Raw genomic sequence first — 17,833 nt, forward strand, 5'->3', positions numbered from 1 at the left:
GCGGAGGCGGCGCGGCTGGTGGCCGCGGTGACGGAGGCCGCGCCGGGCGGTGCGCCGGGCGGAGGCTTCGGGCCGCCGGTGGGGGCGGCGGACGGCGGGGTGTCGTACGGGCCGGGGGAACAACCCCGCGGCGGTTTCGGGCCGCCTGCGGGTGCGGCGGCGGTGGAATTCGGTACGCCAGGTGGGGCTGGGCCGTACGCGCCCGGTTCCGGGGGCGCGGCGGGCCCGGGCGGTCCGGCCGGTCCGGGTGGTCCGGCGATGAGCGGCTATGGCGGGGAGTACGGGGCGGCGGCAGCGTCCGCGGTGGCCGCGGGGGCCGGTGCGCCTGCCGGTGCACCGGGGGCGCCGGGCGTTGAGCCCGGCTCGTACGGCGGGTACGGAGCCGGTTATGGGACTGGGCAGGCGGCGCCGGTATCGGGCACCGCCCCGGCCGCGGAAGTTCAGCCGGGCGACGCCTCCGGCCTGGCGCCCGTGGGCGTCGACGGAGGCCGTGGGGCCGCGCCGGGCAGGGCCGCCGGGCGCGCGGCCGCACGGAGCGCCGCTCGTCCCAAGCGGCGCGGCCTCGTCGCGGCGGCCGTGGCGGCCGGGGTGGTACTGGTCGGTGGAGGCGTCACCTACGGGCTGATGGACCGGACGGCCGGCGACCAGGTGGCCGACGGCGGGCAGCGGCCCGGCGGTACGGCGAGCGACGAACCGGGGCGGGTGCTCGACGACCCGGCGGGCACCGCCGGTCCCACCGCCACCAAGACCCCCGGCCCCGCCGACAGCAGCCGCCCCGGCGACGCCGGTTCGGCCACGGCCGGCACACCCTCGGGGCGACCCTCCGACGAGGGCGGCACCCCCGGTTCCTCCGGTACGGAGCCGAGCACCCGGACGGGCGGCGCCACCGCCCGCACCCCCGGCGTCAAGACCACGACCGCCGCCCCGACCACCGCCGCGCCCCCGCCGCCCGCGACGAGCGGCGGCTGCACCGCCTCCGGGTCCTCGTCGATCTGCCAGGTGGTGTCGACGGCGACGAGCACCCGCTACGACGGCGGCGAGATGGGCACCGTGGCGCCCGGGCCGCAGCTGTTCTACTGCCAGGTGGACCTGGACCACTCGGAGACGTACGGGGGCCGCAGCAGCCGCTGGTGGGCGAGGACCGATGACGACGACGGCAACACGAACGTGTACGTCAGCGTCCTGCACCTGAGCGGCGGCGGGGCCGGAGGCCCGGTCGACGGACTGCGCATCTGCTAGCCGCCCGTGCCGCCACAGGAGGTGAACGGCCGTCGAGGGCGCGGCGATTCCGGCTCCCGAGCCCGGCAGGAGGAGCCCTGGGCAGGGGCCGGCCCGTCGGGTCAGCGCTCGGCCGGTGGCGCGATCTCGCCCGACCCGCGGGCGATCAGCCGCGTCCCCAGGACCACCGTCACCGGCGCCTCGGCCGCGCCGTCGAGGCGCCGGAAGAGGCGTTCCGCCGCCGTGCGGCCGAGGGCCGCCGCGTCCTGGGCGATGACCGTGATGCCGAGAAGGTCGGCGAGCTCGATGTCGTCGAAGCCGACGAGGGCGACGGGGCGTTCGCGCCCGGCGAGGACCCGTACGGCGGTGACGGTGACCCGGTTGTTGCCGGCGAAGACCGCGGTGACCGGCTCCGGGCCGGAAAGCAGCGCCTCGACCGCGTCGGCCACGCGCTCCGGGGCAGTCGTGCCGAGGGACACCCACTCCTCGGCCACGTCGAGACCGGCCTCCTCCATGGCGGCGCGGTAGCCGCGCAGCCGCTCGGTCGCCGTGTGGATGCGGGGCCGGTCGCCGATGAAGCCGATGCGGCGGTGACCGTGGGCGATCAGGTGCGCCACGCCCGCCCGGGCGCCACCGAAGCTGTCGGACAGGACGACGTCGGCGTCGATGCGGCCCGCCGGGCGGTCCACGAAGACGGTGGCGACGCCCGCGCGGATCTCCGGCTCCAGGTAACGGTGGTCGGTGCCCGCCGGGATGACGATCAGTCCGTCCACGCGCCGCGCGCACAGCGCGAGCGCCAGCTCTCGCTCCCGGTCCGGGTCCTCCGCGCTGGAACCGTTGATGAGCAGCGCGCCGTGCGCCCTGGCGACCTCCTCGACGGCGCGGCTGAGCGGACCGTAGAAGGGATCGGCCAGGTCCTCCAGGACGAGGCCGACCGACGCGGTGCGGCCCTTGCGGAGCACCCGCGCGCTGTCGTTGCGACGGAAGCCGAGCGCTTCGATGGCCTCCTGGACCCGGTGCTCGGTGTCGGGGGTGACGCCCGGCTCGCCGTTGACGACCCGGGAGACGGTCTTGAGCCCGACGCCCGCCCGGGCGGCGACGTCCTTCATCGTGGGCCGATTGCCGTAACGGTGCTCTGGGCGGCGGGCGATGTCGGCCACGGTGTGCGGTTCCTCCGTCATGCGTCGGTGCGGGGTCGGTGCGCGGTCGTGGTGCTGCCGGACCGACGCCGCAGCGCGGATGTCGATCTCGTCGCTGTCGAGCATAGGCCCTGGACAACGTTGTCAGAGCGGGGAAGACTGGTGCGGAAGACTGTAGGCCGCACCCACCGCCCCACGGAGACCCGGAGCCCCATGCGCACTGACCTCGTCGTCGCTCTCGACATCGGCGGCACCAAGATCGCCGGAGCGCTGGTCGACGCCGAGGGCCGTGTGCACGTCCGCGCCCGCCGGGCGACGCCCGCGCAGGAGGACGGCGAGACGGTGATGCGGGCGGTGGCGGACGTTCTCGGGGAGCTGGCCGCGGCCCCGGAGTGGGCCTCGGCCGGTGCCGTCGGCATCGGCAGCGCGGGCCCGGTCGACGCGTCGAACGGCACCGTCAGCCCGGTCAACGTGCCCGGCTGGCGCGACTTCCCGCTGGTCGAGCGGGTGCGGCGGGCCACGGGTGGACTGCCCGTCACGCTCGTCGGCGACGGCGTCGCCATGACCGCCGCCGAGCACTGGCTGGGCGCCGCGCGCGGCCACGACAACGCGCTGTGCCTCGTCGTGTCCACGGGTGTCGGCGGCGGCCTCGTCCTCGACGGGCGGGTCCACCCCGGCCCCACCGGCAACGCCGGTCACATCGGCCACATCAGCGTGGACCTGGACGGCGACCCGTGCGCCTGCGGCGGACGCGGCTGCGTCGAACGCATCGCCAGCGGGCCGTACGTCGCCCGCCGCGCCCTGGACCACGGCTGGCGCCCCGGTCCCGACGGCGACACCTCCGCAGCGGCGGTGGCCGCCGCCGCCCGCGCGGGCGACCCGGTGGCCGTCGCCTCCTTCGAACGCGCCGCCCAGGCCCTCGCCGCCGGAATCGCCGCCACCGCCTCCCTCGTCGAGATCGACATCGCGGTCGTCGGCGGGGGAGTGGCGGGCGCCGGCGAGGTCCTCTTCGCCCCGCTGCGCCGCAACCTCCGCTCGTACGCCACGCTCTCCTTCGTCCGGGACCTGACCGTCGTCCCCGCGCTGACCGGCACCGACGCCGGGCTGCTCGGCGCGGCCGCCGCCGGCCGCGGGGCGGGGGATCCGGTACGGAGCTGACGGCGCCGACGGTGCGGACGCCACCGGACGCGGGGCGCCTGAGGGGCGCGCGTCCGGCCGCGTACCGCCTCCGCCGACGCTCCCGCGTGCGCCGGTTCGCCCCGCCCGCCCCCGGGGGTTTCCGTGGCAGGGTGGTGCGGGCAAGCCACAGGGGGCAACCCCACAGGGGCAACCGCAGAGGGGGAATCGTGATCGTCTGGATCAACGGTGCGTTCGGCGCGGGGAAGACCAGCACCGCGCGCGAACTGGTCGATCTGATCCCGAACAGCACGCTGTACGACCCTGAGTCCACCGGCGGCGCCCTGCGCCTGCTGCTCCCGCAGAAACGTCTCGCGGAGGTGACCGACTTCCAGGACCTGCCGATCTGGCGCCGCCTGGTCGTGGACACCGCGGCCGCGCTGCTCGCCGAGGTCGGCGGAGTCCTGGTCGTCCCGATGACGCTGCTCCGGCAGGAGTACCGGGACGAGATCTTCGGCGGCCTCGCGGCCCGTCGCATCCAGGTGCGGCACGTCGTGCTCACTCCCGACGAAACGATCCTGCGCGACCGCATCGACAGCCGCGCCGCCCACGACGCGTCGGCGCCCGCGGACGCCGACGCCGTGCCACGCCCCGGCTCGGGGGAGAGCGCGGCGGACGCCGCCGCCCGGGTGCGCCGCTGGTGTCTCGACCACATCGAGCCGTACCGCACCGCCCTCGCCGGCTGGCTCGCCGCCGACGCCTACGCCGTCGACAACTCCGCCCGTACGGCCGCCGAGACCGCCCGCGCCGTCGCCGACGCCGTCACCGCCGGCCATGCCGCGCCCTGCGGCATCGTCCAGACGCCCGAGCCCACCGGCGAGACCCTGGCCGCCGGCGTCCTGCTCTTCGACGAGCACGACCGCTTCCTGCTCGTCGACCCCACCTACAAGCCCGGCTGGGAGTTCCCGGGCGGCGTCGTCGAACAGGGCGAAGCGCCCGCCCGGGCCGGCATGCGCGAGGTCGCCGAGGAGATCGGCCTCCACCTCGAAGCCGTACCCCGCCTCCTCCTCGTCGACTGGGAACGCCCCCAGCCGCCGGGTTACGGCGGCCTCCGCCTCCTCTTCGACGGCGGCCTCCTCCGCACCGCCGACGCGGCCCGTCTCCTCCTGCCCGGCGCCGAACTCCGCGGCTGGCGCTTCGTCACCGAACAGGAGGCCGCCGACCTCCTCCCGCCCGTCCGCTACCACCGCCTCCGCTGGGCCCTCAGGGCGCGCGAACGCGGCACGGTGCTCAACCTGGAGGCGGGCGTGCCGGTGGGCTGACCCGCGCCATCGGTCCACGGCCCATCGGCCGACGGACCACGCCGGCGGATCAGGTCAACGGACCGGGCCACCGGATCAGGTCGGCGGATCAGGTCAACGGACCGCGCCGCCGGATCTGGCCGCCGGACCAGGTCGGCGGATCAGGCCGGCGGACCCGGGCGCCGCCCGAAGCGGGCGGCGATCCGGTCGGCCACTTGGCAGAAGTTCCGCGGTAGCTCCGGGGCGCCCCCCGGCCCCTCCAGCCGGGCGATCTCCGTCCCGCCGTGCAGCACGCGCAGCACGGACCCGTCCGCTTCCCACCGGACCGTGCCCCAGCCGTGCGCCCACACCAGCGTCGTGCCCTCCCAGAGCTGGAGGTGCCGGGTGGTGGTGTGCAGCTGCAGGGGCGCGGCCTGGTCGCCGCCGCGGCGGCCGCTCCAGGCGGGCGCCGGAGCCGGCCACACCGGATAGGCGTTGAGCACCGTCTCGTTGGGCTCCAGGGCGTCCTTGTGGGCCCGGTCCTCCCGGCCCTGCCTCGCCCCCACCACCGTGCCGGCGACGACGCCGAAGACCGCGGACGGCGCCCCGAGCCACCAGCCGAGGCCCGTACCGAACCCCTCCACCAGCATGAACACGCAGCCGAGAAGCCCGCCGACCACTCCGCCGCCGATCCCGGCCCGACGCAGCCGCCGTGCCCGCACCGGGTCGCCCGAACCACCGGATGTGATCTCGCCCGTCATGAACCCCCCTGTCGACCGTCCGACGGGGGAGGACGTCGATCACACCCCGGCGGTTCCCGGGTCGCCCTGGGCCGCCGCCTTGGCCAACCGCTCCGCCGTGTCCTCCGTCACCGGCTCGCCGTGACCGCAGCACAGCACCGACGGGCGCAGTTCCGCGAGCCGGCGCATCGAGACAAGCGCCTCGGCACGGTTCACGTGGAAGACCCCGAACATGACGTCCGGGATCGAGGCCACCGTGTCGCCGCTGAACAGCACGCCGTGGCGCGGCAGATGGACCGCGATCGAGCCGGGGGTGTGCCCCGGTGTGTGCACCGCCACCGCGCCGTCGCCGAAGCCCAGCTCCTCGCCGTCGGACACCTCCCGGTCCACCCGGGTCGGCGGGGCCTCCGGCGTGGTCAGGCCGTGCTCGAAGAGGGGTCGTTCCCAGTCGAGCAAGTCCGGCTCGGGGACGGGGTGTTCGCCACGGATGACCGGAGCGTCCAGCGGGTGCGCGAGGATCTCCGCGCCGAAGCGGTCCGCGAGCTCCTGTGCCGCGCCCACGTGGTCGCGGTGGCAGTGCGTGAGCACGATCCGGCGGATCCGGGCGGGGTCGAGGCCCGCGCCGCGCAGCGCCGTCTCCACCTCCTGCGCCGAACCGGCCCAGCCGGCGTCGATCAGGGTCAGTTCCGTGTCGTCCCGCCACAGGTACGCCTGTCCGACGGAGAAGCGCAGCATGTGCAGGCGGGGAGTGATCTCCACGAGGTCCATGCCGCGAACGTACGGCGCCGGACCCGCCTGCCGGAGCGGTCTACGCTCTGGGCGAGTTCCGCCCAGAGCGTGACCGTCGTCCGGTCGGCGCGATCAACCCTGCTTCGAACGCGCGTAGTTCACCAGGAAGTGCGCCTCCGCGACCGACAGCCGCTCCAGCTCCTGCGGCGACACCGACTCGTTCACCGCGTGGATCTGTGCCTCCGGCTCGCTCAGCCCGATCAGCAGGATCTCCGACTCCGGGTAGAGCGCGGCCAGCGTGTTGCAGAGCGGGATCGAGCCGCCCATGCCGGCCGTCTGCATCTCCTCGCCCGGGTACGCGATCCGCATCGCCTCGGCCATCGAGGTGTACGCCGGGCTGGACGTGTCCGCCTGGAACGCCTGGCCCTGGCCCACCTGCTCGAAGCTCACCCGGGCGTTCCACGGCGTGTGCTTCTCGATGTGCGCGTACAGCAGCTCCGTCGCCTTCGCCGCGTCCTGGCCGGGCGGCACCCGCAGGCTGATCTGCGCGCGGGCCGTGGCCGGGATCGACGGCGTCGCGCCCGCCACCGGGTGCGCGTCGATGCCGATGACCGTCACGGCCGGGCGCGCCCAGATGCGGTCGGCGACCGTGCCGTTGCCCGGCAGGTCGACCCCGTCGAGCACCTTCGCGTCCTTCCGGAAGTCGGCCTCCGGGTACTGCAGGCCCTCCCACACCGCGTCCGCCGGCAGCCCGTCGATGACGGTCGAACCGTCCTCGGCCCGAAGCGAGTCCAGGACCCGGATCAGCGCGGCGAGCGCGTCCGGAGCGGCGCCGCCGAACTGCCCCGAGTGCAGGTTGCCCTGCAGCGTGTCGACCGTCACCCGGATCATCGTCATGCCGCGCAGCGTCGCCGTCACCGTCGGCAGGCCCACCCGGAAGTTGCCCGCGTCGCCGATCACGATCGCGTCCGCCGTGAGCAGCTCGGGGTGCGCCTCCGCGTACCGCTCCAGGCCGCCCGTGCCCTGCTCCTCCGAGCCCTCCACGATCATCTTGACCGTGACCGGCACCCCGCCGTTCGCCTTCAGGGCGCGCAGCGCGAGCAGGTGCATGATGAAGCCGCCCTTGCAGTCGGCCGCACCGCGCCCGTACCAGCGGCCGTCCTCCCGCTCGGTCAGCTGGAACGGCGGGGTCACCCACGCCGCCTCGACCAGCATCGGCTGCACGTCGTAGTGCGCGTAGAGAAGGACGGTCGGCGCACCGGCCGGGCCGGGCAGCACGCCGTACACCGACTGCGAACCGTCCGGCGTGTCGAGCAGCGCCACGTCCTGGAAGTCCTCCGCGCGCAGCGCGTCCGCCACCCAGTTCGCCGCGGCCTCGCACTCGCTGCGCGGCGCGACGGCCTCGTCCGCCACCGAGTGGAAGGCCACCAGCTCCGTCAGCTCCGCCTTGGCGCGGGGCATCAGGGACGCGACGGTCTCGGCGATCGGATTCGAGGTCATGGGGCACGCTCCTGGTGGGTGCGACGTTGTCAGAACGGCGCCGTGTCGGATGTACGGCGAACGCACGGCCGATCCTACGGCGCAGGGCGACACGGCCGGGCCCCGCTCCGGAGCTACCGAGCCGTAGGATGCGATCACAGCAGGAACCACCGGTCGGATCAGGAGCAGAAGCACATCGTGAGCAGCGAGAACGCAGACGCCGGAGCGGCGGAGGACGGCGTGGCCGAAGCCGGGGCGAACGGCCCGGACGGTCCGGCCGAGGGGCAGCAGGTGTGGGACGTGGTGGTGGTCGGCGCCGGACCGGCCGGCGCCTCCGCGGCCTACGCGGCGGCGGTCGCCGGACGCCGGGTGCTGCTCCTGGAGAAGGCCGAGCTGCCCCGTTACAAGACCTGCGGCGGCGGCATCATCGGCCCGTCCCGTGACGCGCTCCCGCCCGGTTTCGAGCTGCCCCTGCAGGACCGCGTGCACGCCGTCACCTTCCAGCACAACGGCCGCTTCTCCCGCACCCGCCGCTCCCGGCGCATGCTCTTCGGGCTCATCAACCGGCCCGAGTTCGACGCCCAGCTCGTCGAGCACGCCCAGAAGGCGGGCGCCGAGCTGCGCACCGGTGTCACCGTGAGCCGGGTCGAGCAGCACGGCCCGGCCGTGCCCGACCGCCGCACGGTCGCCGTCGTCCTCGCCGACGGCGAGACCGTCCTCGCTCGCGCCGTCGTCGGCGCCGACGGCAGCGCCAGCCGGATAGGCGCGCACGTCGGCGTCAAGCTCGGCCAGGTCGACCTCGGCCTGGAGGCCGAGATCCCGGTGCCCGCGTCGGTGGCCGAGGACTGGAAGGGCCGCGTCCTCATCGACTGGGGCCCGCTGCCGGGCAGTTACGGCTGGGTCTTCCCCAAGGGCGACACGCTCACCGTCGGCGTCATCTCGGCGCGCGGCGAGGGCGCCGCCACCAAGCGCTATCTGGAGGACTTCGTCGCCCGGCTCGGCCTCGCGGGCTTCGAACCGGCGATCTCCTCCGGCCATCTGACCCGCTGCCGCACCGACGACTCGCCGCTCTCCCGCGGCCGCGTCCTGGTCTGCGGCGACGCGGCCGGTCTGCTCGAACCGTGGACCCGCGAGGGCATCTCGTTCGCGCTGCGCTCGGGCCGGCTCGCGGGCGAGTGGGCCGTCCGGATCGCCGAGGCCGGCGACGCCGTGGACACGCGCCGGCAGGCGCTCAACTACGCCTTCGCCATCAAGGCCGGGCTCGGCGTGGAGATGGCCGTCGGGCGCCGGATGCTCGCGGTGTTCGAGCGCCGTCCGGGGCTGCTGCACGCGGCGATCACGGGGCTGCGGCCGGCCTGGCGGGCGTTCTCGGACATCACGCGCGGTTCGACGACACTGGCCGGCCTTGTGCGCGGCAACGGCTTCGCGCACCGCGCGCTCGACATGCTCGACCGCCGCATCGACACCTCGGCGGGCGTCGGTCCCGCGGGGCGGGGCGTCACCCCGCGCAAGGACGAGGCCGACGGCGCCGGCGAGGCCGGGGACGTCGAGACTCCCTGAGCGGTACGGGGGCGGGGTGAGCAGTACGGGGCGGGCCCGAGCGGCCCCGGTCCCGGGTGAGAGGGCGGTGCGGACCGGGTCCGCACCGCCCTCTCACGCGTTCGCGGCGGCGGTGGTCGTGGTGATGCGGAAGACGGGGTGCCTGGGCGCGATGGCGCGCAGCTGCTCGTCGGTGGAGTCGGGCCCGACGCCCTGGAAGAACACCCCGACCTCGGCCTTCCAGCGCTTGAGGTACGCGCGGAGGATCACCGGCTTGTCGTCGTCCGCGACCTCCAGGGCGGTGAAGGGCTGCGCGTGCTTGCCGAGGTGCAGCTCGCCGCCGCCCGCGGCCCGCATGTTGTGGGTCCACTGGACGTGGCCGCGCGGGGCCACCAGGTACTGGGCGCCGTCCACCGTCAGCAGGTTGACGGGGGTGCGGCGCCATTCGCCGCTCTTGCGGCCGCGCACGGCGAGGACCCGGGAGCCCCAGACGCTGAACCCGCGGCGGGTCAGCCAGGCGACGGTGCGGTTGAAGACGTTGACCGTGAACCAGCCGGGCTTGATGACGTGGGCGGAGGGCTGGGCGGGCTGCGCGGGCTGAGCGGACATCGGGAGCCTCCTGGGCGTAAAGGGTGAGCGTTGCTCCGAAGTGTGAGCACTGCTCTCGCTTGAGAACAGTGTGCACGGATCGGCGCTCTCAAGCAAGAGCGGTGCTCTCGTTTCAGTGCGCTGCTCCGAAACATGGCAGACTGCTCTCCATGACCGCCGTTCAAGGAGCCCGTGCCCGCGCCCGGATCGAGATCACCGCCGCCATCAAGGACGAGGCCCGCCGCCAGCTCGCCGCCGAGGGCGCCGCCAAGCTCTCCCTGCGCGCCGTCGCCCGCGAGCTGGGCATGGTCTCCTCCGCGCTCTACCGCTACTTCCCCAGTCGCGACGACCTCCTCACCGCGCTGATCATCGACGCCTACGACGCCGTCGGCGCCGCCGCCGAACGGGCCCACGCCACCGCCGAGGCCGCCGACCCGCACGCCCACCTCGCCCGCTGGACCGCCGTCTGCCGCGCGATCCGGGCCTGGGCCGTCGAGAACCCCCACGAATACGCCCTCATCTACGGCTCTCCGGTGCCCGGCTACACCGCACCCCGGGACACCGTCGACCACGCCGCCCGCGGCGGACTCGTCCTCGTCTCCATCGCCCGCGCCGCCTACCACGACAAGGGCATCGCCCCGCCCCCGCTCCCGGCCGGCCTCCGCCCCGAGGCCGAGCGCCTCGCCGCCGACCTCGCCCCCGACCTCCCCCCGGCCCTCGCCATCGCCCTCGTCTGCGCCTGGGCCGAGCTGTTCGGGCTGATCTCCTTCGAGCTGTTCGGCCAGTTCAACAACGTCATCGAGGACCGCGACACGTTCTTCGCGACCGCCGCGGAACGCCTCGGCCGCGAGGTCGGGCTGCTGCCCAAGCCGTGATGGCGCCCGGGCGCCGTCGCGGGCGCCGTCCCTTCGGCGGCCACCTCTCCCGTACCCGCGCCCTCGGAGCCGTACTCCCACCCCCCGTACTCCCCGTGGAGTACGGGTGACCACCCCGCCCGGCTGACGCCACCGCGCCCCGCCCCGGTCTAGCGTGGCCGCATGGACGAACAGCCGACCCGCACCCCGGCCCCCGGCAGCCCCGGGCCGCCGGACGAGTACGGGCCGTGGCGCCGCAGGCCCGGGCGCCGTCGCGGCGGGCGCTGGGAGCGGCGCGGTCACGAGCGGCGCGGCGGGCGCTGGGAGCGGCGGAGGTACGAGCGGCGCGGCGGGCTGCCGTGGCCGTCGACCGTCGCGGTGGCCGTCTTCGTGCTCGTCGGCTCCGGGTTCGCCGCCCACAACCAGCCCGACCGGGTCGCGCTCGACGCGCTCGGCCGGACGCTGCTCGTGCTCGACGCGGCCGCGCTGCTGCTGCGTCACCGCCGGCCCGTCCCGGTGGTGTTCGGCGTGTCGGCGGTGACGCTGGCGTACCTGGCCGCGGGATACCCGTACGGCCCGGTCTTCGTCGTCGTCGCGGTCGCCTGCTTCGCCGCCGTCGTGCACGGGCACCGGCACGCCGCCTGGTGGGCGCTCGGCGGCCTTTGGGCGGGGCACCTGCTCCTGGCCCACTGGTTGTACCGCTATCTGCCGCCCGACGGCGACGGCCCCGCCCCCTGGGGCCAGGAACTCCCGGCCGCCGCCTTCGTGGTGGCGATCCTCGCCGCCGCCGAACTCGTCCGCGTCCGCCGCGAGCAGTGGGCGAAGGAGCGCGCCGAGCGGGCCGCCGCCGAGCGGCGCCGGGCGGACGAGGAACGGCTGCGGATCGCCCGCGAGCTGCACGACGTCCTCGCCCACTCCCTCTCCGTGATCAACGTGCAGGCCGGCGTCGGCCTCGCCCTCCTCGACTCGGACCCGGGCCAGGCCCGTACCGCCCTCACCACCATCAAGGCGGCCAGCAAGGAGGCGCTCGGCGAGGTGCGGCAGGTGCTCGAAACCCTCCGCGCCCCCGGTGACGCGCCCCGCGCCCCCGCGCCCGGCCTCGACCGGCTCCCCGAACTCGTCGAGCAGGCCGCGGCCGCCGGACTCACCGTGACGACCGGGACCGAGGGCCGGCGCCGCCGGCTCCCGCCCGGTACCGAACTCGCCGCCTTCCGGATCGTCCAGGAGGCACTGACGAACGTGGTGCGCCACTCCGGTTCGCGCACCGCACGGGTCGTCGTCGGCTACGGACCGGCCGCGCTCGACCTGCGGATCGACGACGAGGGCCCGGCCACCGGCGACGACGCCGGAGGCAGCGGCCACGGACTCGCCGGCATGCGGGAACGGGCCGCGGCCCTCGGCGGCACCATCGAGGCGGGCACCCGGCCCGACGGCGGCTTCCGGGTGCACGCAAGCCTGCCGCTCCGCCCCGAGGAGTCCCCGTGAGCTCCGTGAACCCCGCGAGCCCCGTGATCAGCGTCCTGCTGGCCGACGACCAGTCGCTCGTACGGGCGGGCTTCCGCGCCCTCCTCGACGCCCAGCCGGACATCGAGGTGGCGGGCGAGGCCGCCGACGGCGAGGAGGCGGTGGCGCGGGTGCGCGAACTGCGCCCGGACGTCGTCCTGATGGACATCCGCATGCCGCGCCGGGACGGCCTCGCCGCCACCCGCCTGATCACCGCCGACCCGGAGCTCGGCGCGGTGAAGGTGGTCATGCTGACCACCTTCGAACTCGACGAGTACGTCTTCGAGGCCATCCGCTCCGGTGCCTCGGGCTTCCTCGTCAAGGACACCGAACCCGACGAACTCCTGCGCGCCGTACGGGCGGTGGTGGCCGGCGACGCGCTGCTCTCGCCCGGCGTGACCCGCCGGCTCATCGAGGAGTTCGCGGCCCGCTCCCGGCCGCCGGCCGGCGGGGCGGCCGCGTCGCTCTCCCCGCTCACCGACCGGGAGCGGGAGGTGATGGCCCTCGTCGGCCTCGGCCTGTCCAACGAGGAGATCGCACGCCGTCTCGTCGTCAGCCCGCTCACCGCCAAGACCCATGTGAGCCGCACGATGGTCAAGCTCGGCGCCCGCGACCGGGCCCAACTCGTCGTCCTCGCCTACGAGTCGGGCCTGGTCCGCCCCGGCTGGCTCGGCTGACGGGCTCGGTCCGGTCCTCGCCGGCTCGGCTGATGGGCCGGGTCCGGTCCGGGCTGGCTCGGTTGACCAGGCCGGTCCGGTCCCGGCCGGCTCGGCTTACGAGGCCGGTCCGGTCCTGGCCGGCTCGGCTGATGGGCCGGGACCTCCGCGACTCGCGCGACTTCCGCCCTACGACCAGGTGATGGCCGACTCGTCCCGCCACAGCCGGGCGAGCGACGCGTCCCCGGCCACGGTCACCGCGTCCTGCGGCAGCCGGTTCCACAGCGTCAGGTAGAGCCGGTCGGCGGGCCCGCTCAGCTCGCAGTCGGCCGGCCCGTCGGCGGTCGTCTCCGTCCGCGGCGCCTCCGGCGACAGCCGTACGGTCCACACGTCGCCGGTGTCCGTGGCCCGTACGCGCAGGGTGCGCGGCTCCGCCGTACGCACCCGGCTGCGGTCGCGCGCGTGGAAGGCGCGCAGGAGTTCGTCGATGCCGTCGGCGGCGACCGCCGGGTCCACCGGCCCGAAACCCGGCTCGCCCACGAGCGCCGACTCGGCGTCCGCCCGGTGCACCGTCGTCTCGTGCGCCTGGCGCCGCGCCCAGAACGCGAGCGGTGACGGCGCCGGCAGGAAGGTCCAGCACTCCAGGTCGGTGGGGGCCGAGCGCAGCGTGTCGACGAGCCGCTCATGCCCCTCGCGGACGTAGGAGAGGAGCGCGTCGCCGTCGAGGTCGGTCTCGGCGGCGGCCGGCCCGCCCTCGGTGCGGCGCTCGGCGACGAGGGCGGTGGCCCAGCGGTGGACCGTCGTGGTGTGCCGCAGCAGATCGCGGACCCGCCAGCCGGGGCAGGTCCGGACCTCCGCGTCGGGCCCGGCCGCGGCGGCGGCCGCCACGAGGGCCTTGCCCGCCGCGTCGAGCGCGTCGATGTGCCGGTCGATGCTCAGATTGTCCATGATGCGGATTATGGCCGTGAGGAGCCCTCCGCGGCTCGAACTCCGGGGCGGCGCGCGCCTGTCAGCCGACGGCGGGCACCCGTCAGCCGACGGCGGGCACCCGGGCCCCGCGGGAGGCGTACCCCATGACGGCGGCTCCGGCGGCCAGCACCGCGACCGTCGTGAGCGCCGCCGGCAGCGAGAACCAGTCGGCGAGGAAGCCGATGGCCGGCGGCCCGAGCAGCATCCCGCCGTAGCCGAGCGTCGAGGCGGCGGCGACACCGCCGGGTCCGGCGAGGGCGCCCGCGCGGGCGACGGCGACGGGGAAGATGTTGGCCAGGCCGAGCCCGGTCACGGCGAAGCCGAGGAGCGCGGCCCAGACGGTCGGCGCGAGCGCCCCGAGCAGCATGCCCGCGGCGGCGGTGAGCCCGCCCGCGACCAGGGTGCGGGTCTGCCCGAGCCGTTCGAGCAGCGCCGTGCCGGAGAGCCGGCCGGCCGTCATGGCGAGGGCGAAGAGGGAGTACCCGGCCGCCGCCACCCCCGGGTGCGCCCGCAGGTCCTGCGCCAGGTGCAGGGCGCCCCAGTCGGCCAGCGCGCCCTCCCCGTACGCCGTGCACAGCGCGATCACCCCGAAAACGAGGACCGCGCGACGGGACCCGGAAGGCCGTCCTGCGTCCGTACGCGCGGGCAGCGACTCGGGCGGGGCGGGGGAGGGGTGGCGGAGCAGTACGGGCCCGGCCGCGGCGGTCAGCAGCAGCCCCGCGAACGTCAGGCCGAGCAGGTGCGCGGTGGGCGACAGGCTCCCGGCGACCAGCCCGCCGAGTCCGGCGCCCAGCATGCCGCCGAGGCTGAAGGCCGCGTGGAAGCTCGGCATCACGGGCCTGCGCAGCGCGGCGACGAGGTCGACGGCCGCGCTGTTCATGGCGACGTTGATGCCTCCGTACGCGGCGCCGAAGAGCAGCAGGACCAGGCCGAGCGCCAGCGGGGAGCGGGTGAGCGGCGGCAGGGCGAGGGAGAGCGACATCAGGACGGCGGTGGCGACGGTCACCGGGTGGCTGCCGTAGCGGCGGCAGAGCCGGCCGGTGAGCGTCATGGTGACGACGGCTCCGGCGGACACGCCCAGGAGCGCGAGGCCGAGGTCGCCGGCGGACGCGCCGGTCTGCTGCTTGATGGCCGGGATGCGGACCACCCAGCCGGCGAAGAGGAAGCCGTCGAGGGCGAAGAAGAGGGTCAGGGCGGAGCGGAGGCGGGTCAGGGGGAGGGGCGCGGTGTCTCCGCGGGATCCCCCCGATACGGGCAGCTGGACTTTGTTTAGTAGCGGCACAAAGTCAGGATAGGGGTGGCCCGGGGCTGGATACAAGCCGGGCCCGCGCGGTCGGTGTCCCGTCGGTGCCGCGTCGTGCTCCCGTCGTGGTCCCGTCGTGGTCCGGTCGTGGTCCCGTCGTCGTCCCGCCGTCGTCCCGGAAACGGCGAAGGTGGCCGTGCCCGTCGGGGCACGACCACCTTCGCTGTTCGGAGACCGGAGTGCGTAAGCCGGAGGATCGTTCAGATGACCGGCGGGCGGCCGAGGCGACTCATCCGCCAGACCGTCGCCCAACGCATCGGGCGCCGTGCGCCGCCCGGCCGGCGCACGCCCTCCGCGAAGCCGGCGAACCAGGCGCGCAGGCCCGGCGCCGAGCGGGTGCGGGCCAGGGTGAGCAGGGTCCAGACGCCCAGGTAGACGGGGACGAGCGGGGCCGGCAGGTTCCGCTTGGCTAGCCACACGCGGTTGCGCGCGGTCATCCGGTAGTAGACGGCGTGCCGGGCCGGGCTGGTCTTCGGGTGCTGGAGGAGCAGGCCCGGCTCGTACCGGACGGTCCATCCGGCGTCGAGGGCCCGCCAGGCGAGGTCGGTCTCCTCGTGCGTGAAGAAGAACTCCTCCGGCCAGCCGCCGACCTCGTCGAGCATCCGCATCGACAGGCCGTGGCCGCCGCCGAGGAACGTGGTCACCTCGCCGCCGCGCATCGGGTCCTTCGCGCCGAGCCGGGGCACGTGCCGGCGCTGGGTCTCGCCGTTCTCGTCGGCGATGCGGAAGGAGACGATGCCGAGCGCCGGCTCCGCCTCGTACAGGTCGGCGAGCCGGCGGAACACGTCCTCGTCGACGAGCAGCCCGTCGTCGTCCAGGTCCACGAGCACGTCCACGTCACCGAACGCCCGGAGCGTCTCGATGGCCACGTTCCGGCCACCCGACACCCCGCGGTTCTCCGGCAGCTCGACCCCGTGGACGCCGTCCGGGAGCTCGGCGAGCGACCCGGCGCCGTTGCCGACCACGACCACGCGGGCCGGCGGCTCGTCCTGCATGGCGACGGAGTCGAGCAGCGCCCGCAGCTCCTTCGGTCGCGTGCCCATCGTCAGCACCGCCACACCCACCCGCGGTCGTGCCACAGCCCACTCCGTTCGTTGCCGTCTCCCCGGGATTTCGTATCCCGGATCCAGTCTCCCGGACTCCGTGTCCGCGATCACGTATCCGGGATCCCGCCTCCCGGATCACGTATCCGGGATCCGGCCTCCTGGATTTCGTATCCGGGATCCCGCCTCCTGGATTTCGTATCCGAGATCGTTTATCCCGGATTTCGTATCCGGGATGCTGTGTCCGGGATCTCATCTACGGGATCTCCGCCGTCCAACACCTCCGGGCCGCGATGCCGGCGGCCAGGTGACCGGAACCGTGCACCTGGAGGGAACGCGCCGCGCGGCCCCGTTCGTCTCCGTCCCGGGCAGGGGCGGGACCCGGCCAATGGCGGGTGGCGGGGGACCCGGGTGGGGCGATCATGGGAGACTCGCCAGCATGAACGGCAAGGCGACGACGACCCGGACACGGCTGGACAGAGGGCGCAGCGCGCTCGGACCCGCCCTCGAGCTGGTGCACACGGGCAGGGCACCGACGCGCGCCGTGCTCACCGCCGAACTCGGTGTCACCCGGGCCACCGCCGGAGCCGTCGCCGCCGAGCTGGAGGCGCTCGGCCTCATCCGCGTCGACTCAAACCCGGGGGCCGCAGCCGGTTCCCAGGGCCGCCCCTCGCACCGCCTCACGGTGGCCGAGAACGGCCCCGTGGCGCTCGCCGCCCAGGTCCACGCCGACGGCTTCCGGGCCGCGCTCGTCGGACTCGGCGGCACCATCGTGGCCACCGCGCCCGGCTGCGTCACCGTCTCCGAGGACCCGGCCCAGGTGCTCGGGGCCGTCGTCGAGGCCGGGGCCGCGCTGCTCAGGGCCAGTGGACGCCGCTGCGTCGGCGCGGGGCTGGCCGCGCCCTCCGCGGTGGCCGAACCGGAGGGCACCGCCCTCAACCCGCTCCACCTGGCCTGGCCGGCTGGTGCGCCGGTACGGGAGATCTTCGCCGAGCAGGTACGCGCCGCCGGCATCGAGGGCCCCGCCTTCACCGGCAACGACGTGAACCTCGCCGCCCTCGCCGAGCACCGCCACGGCGCCGGCCGGGGCGCCCGGGACCTGCTGTGCGTCGCCACCGGGCACCGCGGAGTCGGCGGCGCGCTCGTCCTCGACGGGCGCCTGCACACCGGCAGTTCGGGCCTCGCGCTCGAGGTCGGCCATCTCACCGTCAACCCGGAGGGCCGGCCCTGCCACTGCGGCTCCCGTGGCTGCCTCGACGTCGAGACCGACCCGCTCGCCTTCCTCACCGTCGCCGGCCGCGCTCCCGGACCCGAGATCTCGCTCCTCCAGCAGGCCCGCGACCTGCTGCGCGACCACCTCGACGAGCCGGAAGTACGGGCCGCCACCGAGGAGTTGATCGACCGGCTCGGCCTCGGCCTGGCCGGGCTCGTCAACATCCTCAACCCCGACCGGATCATCCTCGGCGGCCTGCACCGCGAACTCCTGGCCGCCGACCCGAACCGGCTGCGCGCCGTGGTCGCCGACCGCAGCCTGTGGGGCCGCAGCGGCGGCGTACCGATCCTGCCCTGCACCCTCGACCACAACAGCCTGGTCGGCGCGGCCGAACTCGCCTGGCAGCCGGTCCTGGACGACCCCCTCAAAGCGCTGGGCGGAGCGACGCACGCCGACTAGGGTCC

16 protein-coding genes are annotated in these 17,833 nt (G+C 75.3%); 8 read left to right on the forward strand and 8 right to left on the reverse strand.

From position 1 onward, the window contains the following. The first annotated feature begins 471 nt into the window (after positions 1-471). Positions 472-1,239, forward strand: coding sequence for a hypothetical protein (locus ACWEJX_RS01115; protein WP_451605460.1), 768 nt, complete (start codon positions 472-474; stop codon positions 1,237-1,239). Positions 1,240-1,340: 101 nt separating this feature from the next. Here ACWEJX_RS01115 and ACWEJX_RS01120 read toward each other — a convergent pair whose 3' ends face one another. Continuing rightward, positions 1,341-2,378 carry a LacI family DNA-binding transcriptional regulator gene (locus tag ACWEJX_RS01120; RefSeq protein WP_451605637.1) on the reverse strand — a complete coding sequence of 346 codons (1,038 nt, stop codon included), beginning with the start codon at positions 2,376-2,378 and terminating at the stop codon, positions 1,341-1,343. 192 nt (positions 2,379-2,570) lie between these two features. Between ACWEJX_RS01120 and ACWEJX_RS01125 the strand changes: the two genes are divergently transcribed. Both ACWEJX_RS01125 and ACWEJX_RS01130 read left to right on the forward strand, forming a co-directional pair. Next, entirely contained in the window at positions 2,571-3,515 is a 945-nt protein-coding gene (locus tag ACWEJX_RS01125) for an ROK family protein (RefSeq protein WP_451605461.1), read from the forward strand. A gap of 188 nt (positions 3,516-3,703) precedes the next feature. After that, a complete protein-coding gene (locus tag ACWEJX_RS01130; protein ID WP_451605462.1) occupies positions 3,704-4,795 on the forward strand; it encodes an NUDIX hydrolase in 1,092 nt (363 codons plus the stop codon). 140 nt (positions 4,796-4,935) lie between these two features. Here ACWEJX_RS01130 and ACWEJX_RS01135 read toward each other — a convergent pair whose 3' ends face one another. The 3 genes from ACWEJX_RS01135 to ACWEJX_RS01145 form a co-directional block, all read right to left on the reverse strand. Continuing rightward, positions 4,936-5,514, reverse strand: coding sequence for a hypothetical protein (locus ACWEJX_RS01135; RefSeq protein ID WP_451605463.1), 579 nt, complete (start codon positions 5,512-5,514; stop codon positions 4,936-4,938). Positions 5,515-5,553: 39 nt separating this feature from the next. Next, entirely contained in the window at positions 5,554-6,261 is a 708-nt protein-coding gene (locus ACWEJX_RS01140; protein ID WP_451605464.1) for an MBL fold metallo-hydrolase, read from the reverse strand. Positions 6,262-6,354: 93 nt separating this feature from the next. Beyond that, positions 6,355-7,722 (reverse strand): M20/M25/M40 family metallo-hydrolase, encoded by a 1,368-nt coding sequence (locus ACWEJX_RS01145; RefSeq protein ID WP_451605465.1) that lies wholly within the window; start codon positions 7,720-7,722, stop codon positions 6,355-6,357. A 177-nt stretch (positions 7,723-7,899) separates the two neighbouring features. Here ACWEJX_RS01145 and ACWEJX_RS01150 point away from each other — a divergent pair, with 177 nt between their 5' ends. Continuing rightward, positions 7,900-9,261: a geranylgeranyl reductase family protein gene (locus tag ACWEJX_RS01150; RefSeq protein ID WP_451605466.1), complete on the forward strand. Its 1,362-nt coding sequence runs from the start codon at positions 7,900-7,902 to the stop codon at positions 9,259-9,261. Positions 9,262-9,354: 93 nt separating this feature from the next. Here ACWEJX_RS01150 and ACWEJX_RS01155 read toward each other — a convergent pair whose 3' ends face one another. Beyond that, positions 9,355-9,849: a nitroreductase family deazaflavin-dependent oxidoreductase gene (locus tag ACWEJX_RS01155; RefSeq protein WP_451605467.1), complete on the reverse strand. Its 495-nt coding sequence runs from the start codon at positions 9,847-9,849 to the stop codon at positions 9,355-9,357. A 149-nt stretch (positions 9,850-9,998) separates the two neighbouring features. Here ACWEJX_RS01155 and ACWEJX_RS01160 point away from each other — a divergent pair, with 149 nt between their 5' ends. From ACWEJX_RS01160 to ACWEJX_RS01170, 3 genes are all read left to right on the forward strand, one after another. Beyond that, entirely contained in the window at positions 9,999-10,703 is a 705-nt protein-coding gene (locus ACWEJX_RS01160; protein ID WP_451605468.1) for a TetR/AcrR family transcriptional regulator, read from the forward strand. A gap of 162 nt (positions 10,704-10,865) precedes the next feature. Further along, the gene (locus tag ACWEJX_RS01165; protein ID WP_451605469.1) at positions 10,866-12,167 is read left to right on the forward strand and encodes a sensor histidine kinase; all 1,302 of its coding nucleotides are present in this window, start codon (positions 10,866-10,868) and stop codon (positions 12,165-12,167) included. 23 nt (positions 12,168-12,190) lie between these two features. Further along, complete coding sequence (locus ACWEJX_RS01170; protein WP_451605638.1) at positions 12,191-12,862, forward strand: response regulator; 672 nt, start codon at positions 12,191-12,193, stop codon at positions 12,860-12,862. 168 nt (positions 12,863-13,030) lie between these two features. Here the strand turns inward: ACWEJX_RS01170 and ACWEJX_RS01175 are convergent, their stop codons facing one another. The 3 genes from ACWEJX_RS01175 to ACWEJX_RS01185 form a co-directional block, all read right to left on the reverse strand. After that, positions 13,031-13,780, reverse strand: coding sequence for a maleylpyruvate isomerase family mycothiol-dependent enzyme (locus ACWEJX_RS01175; RefSeq protein ID WP_451605639.1), 750 nt, complete (start codon positions 13,778-13,780; stop codon positions 13,031-13,033). A 91-nt stretch (positions 13,781-13,871) separates the two neighbouring features. Further along, positions 13,872-15,092: an MFS transporter gene (locus ACWEJX_RS01180; protein ID WP_451605470.1), complete on the reverse strand. Its 1,221-nt coding sequence runs from the start codon at positions 15,090-15,092 to the stop codon at positions 13,872-13,874. A gap of 221 nt (positions 15,093-15,313) precedes the next feature. After that, entirely contained in the window at positions 15,314-16,192 is an 879-nt protein-coding gene (locus ACWEJX_RS01185) for a glycosyltransferase family 2 protein (RefSeq protein ID WP_451605471.1), read from the reverse strand. A 403-nt stretch (positions 16,193-16,595) separates the two neighbouring features. Between ACWEJX_RS01185 and ACWEJX_RS01190 the strand changes: the two genes are divergently transcribed. Beyond that, complete coding sequence (locus tag ACWEJX_RS01190) at positions 16,596-17,828, forward strand: ROK family protein (RefSeq protein WP_451605472.1); 1,233 nt, start codon at positions 16,596-16,598, stop codon at positions 17,826-17,828. The last annotated feature ends 5 nt before the right edge of the window (positions 17,829-17,833 follow it).

Source organism: Streptomyces sp. NPDC004788 (assembly GCF_053601115.1).

What these genes read in the sequence shown, in the direction of transcription:
- ACWEJX_RS01125 (WP_451605461.1), top strand. Translation starts at nt 2,571, where the DNA reads ATGCGCACTGACCTCGTCGTCGCTCTCGACATCGGCGGCACCAAGATC.
- ACWEJX_RS01135 (WP_451605463.1), bottom strand. Translation starts at nt 5,514, where the DNA reads ATGACGGGCGAGATCACATCCGGTGGTTCGGGCGACCCGGTGCGGGCA.
- ACWEJX_RS01140 (WP_451605464.1), bottom strand. Translation starts at nt 6,261, where the DNA reads ATGGACCTCGTGGAGATCACTCCCCGCCTGCACATGCTGCGCTTCTCC.
- ACWEJX_RS01145 (WP_451605465.1), bottom strand. Translation starts at nt 7,722, where the DNA reads ATGACCTCGAATCCGATCGCCGAGACCGTCGCGTCCCTGATGCCCCGC.
- ACWEJX_RS01155 (WP_451605467.1), bottom strand. Translation starts at nt 9,849, where the DNA reads ATGTCCGCTCAGCCCGCGCAGCCCGCCCAGCCCTCCGCCCACGTCATC.
- ACWEJX_RS01160 (WP_451605468.1), top strand. Translation starts at nt 9,999, where the DNA reads ATGACCGCCGTTCAAGGAGCCCGTGCCCGCGCCCGGATCGAGATCACC.
- ACWEJX_RS01165 (WP_451605469.1), top strand. Translation starts at nt 10,866, where the DNA reads ATGGACGAACAGCCGACCCGCACCCCGGCCCCCGGCAGCCCCGGGCCG.
- ACWEJX_RS01190 (WP_451605472.1), top strand. Translation starts at nt 16,596, where the DNA reads ATGAACGGCAAGGCGACGACGACCCGGACACGGCTGGACAGAGGGCGC.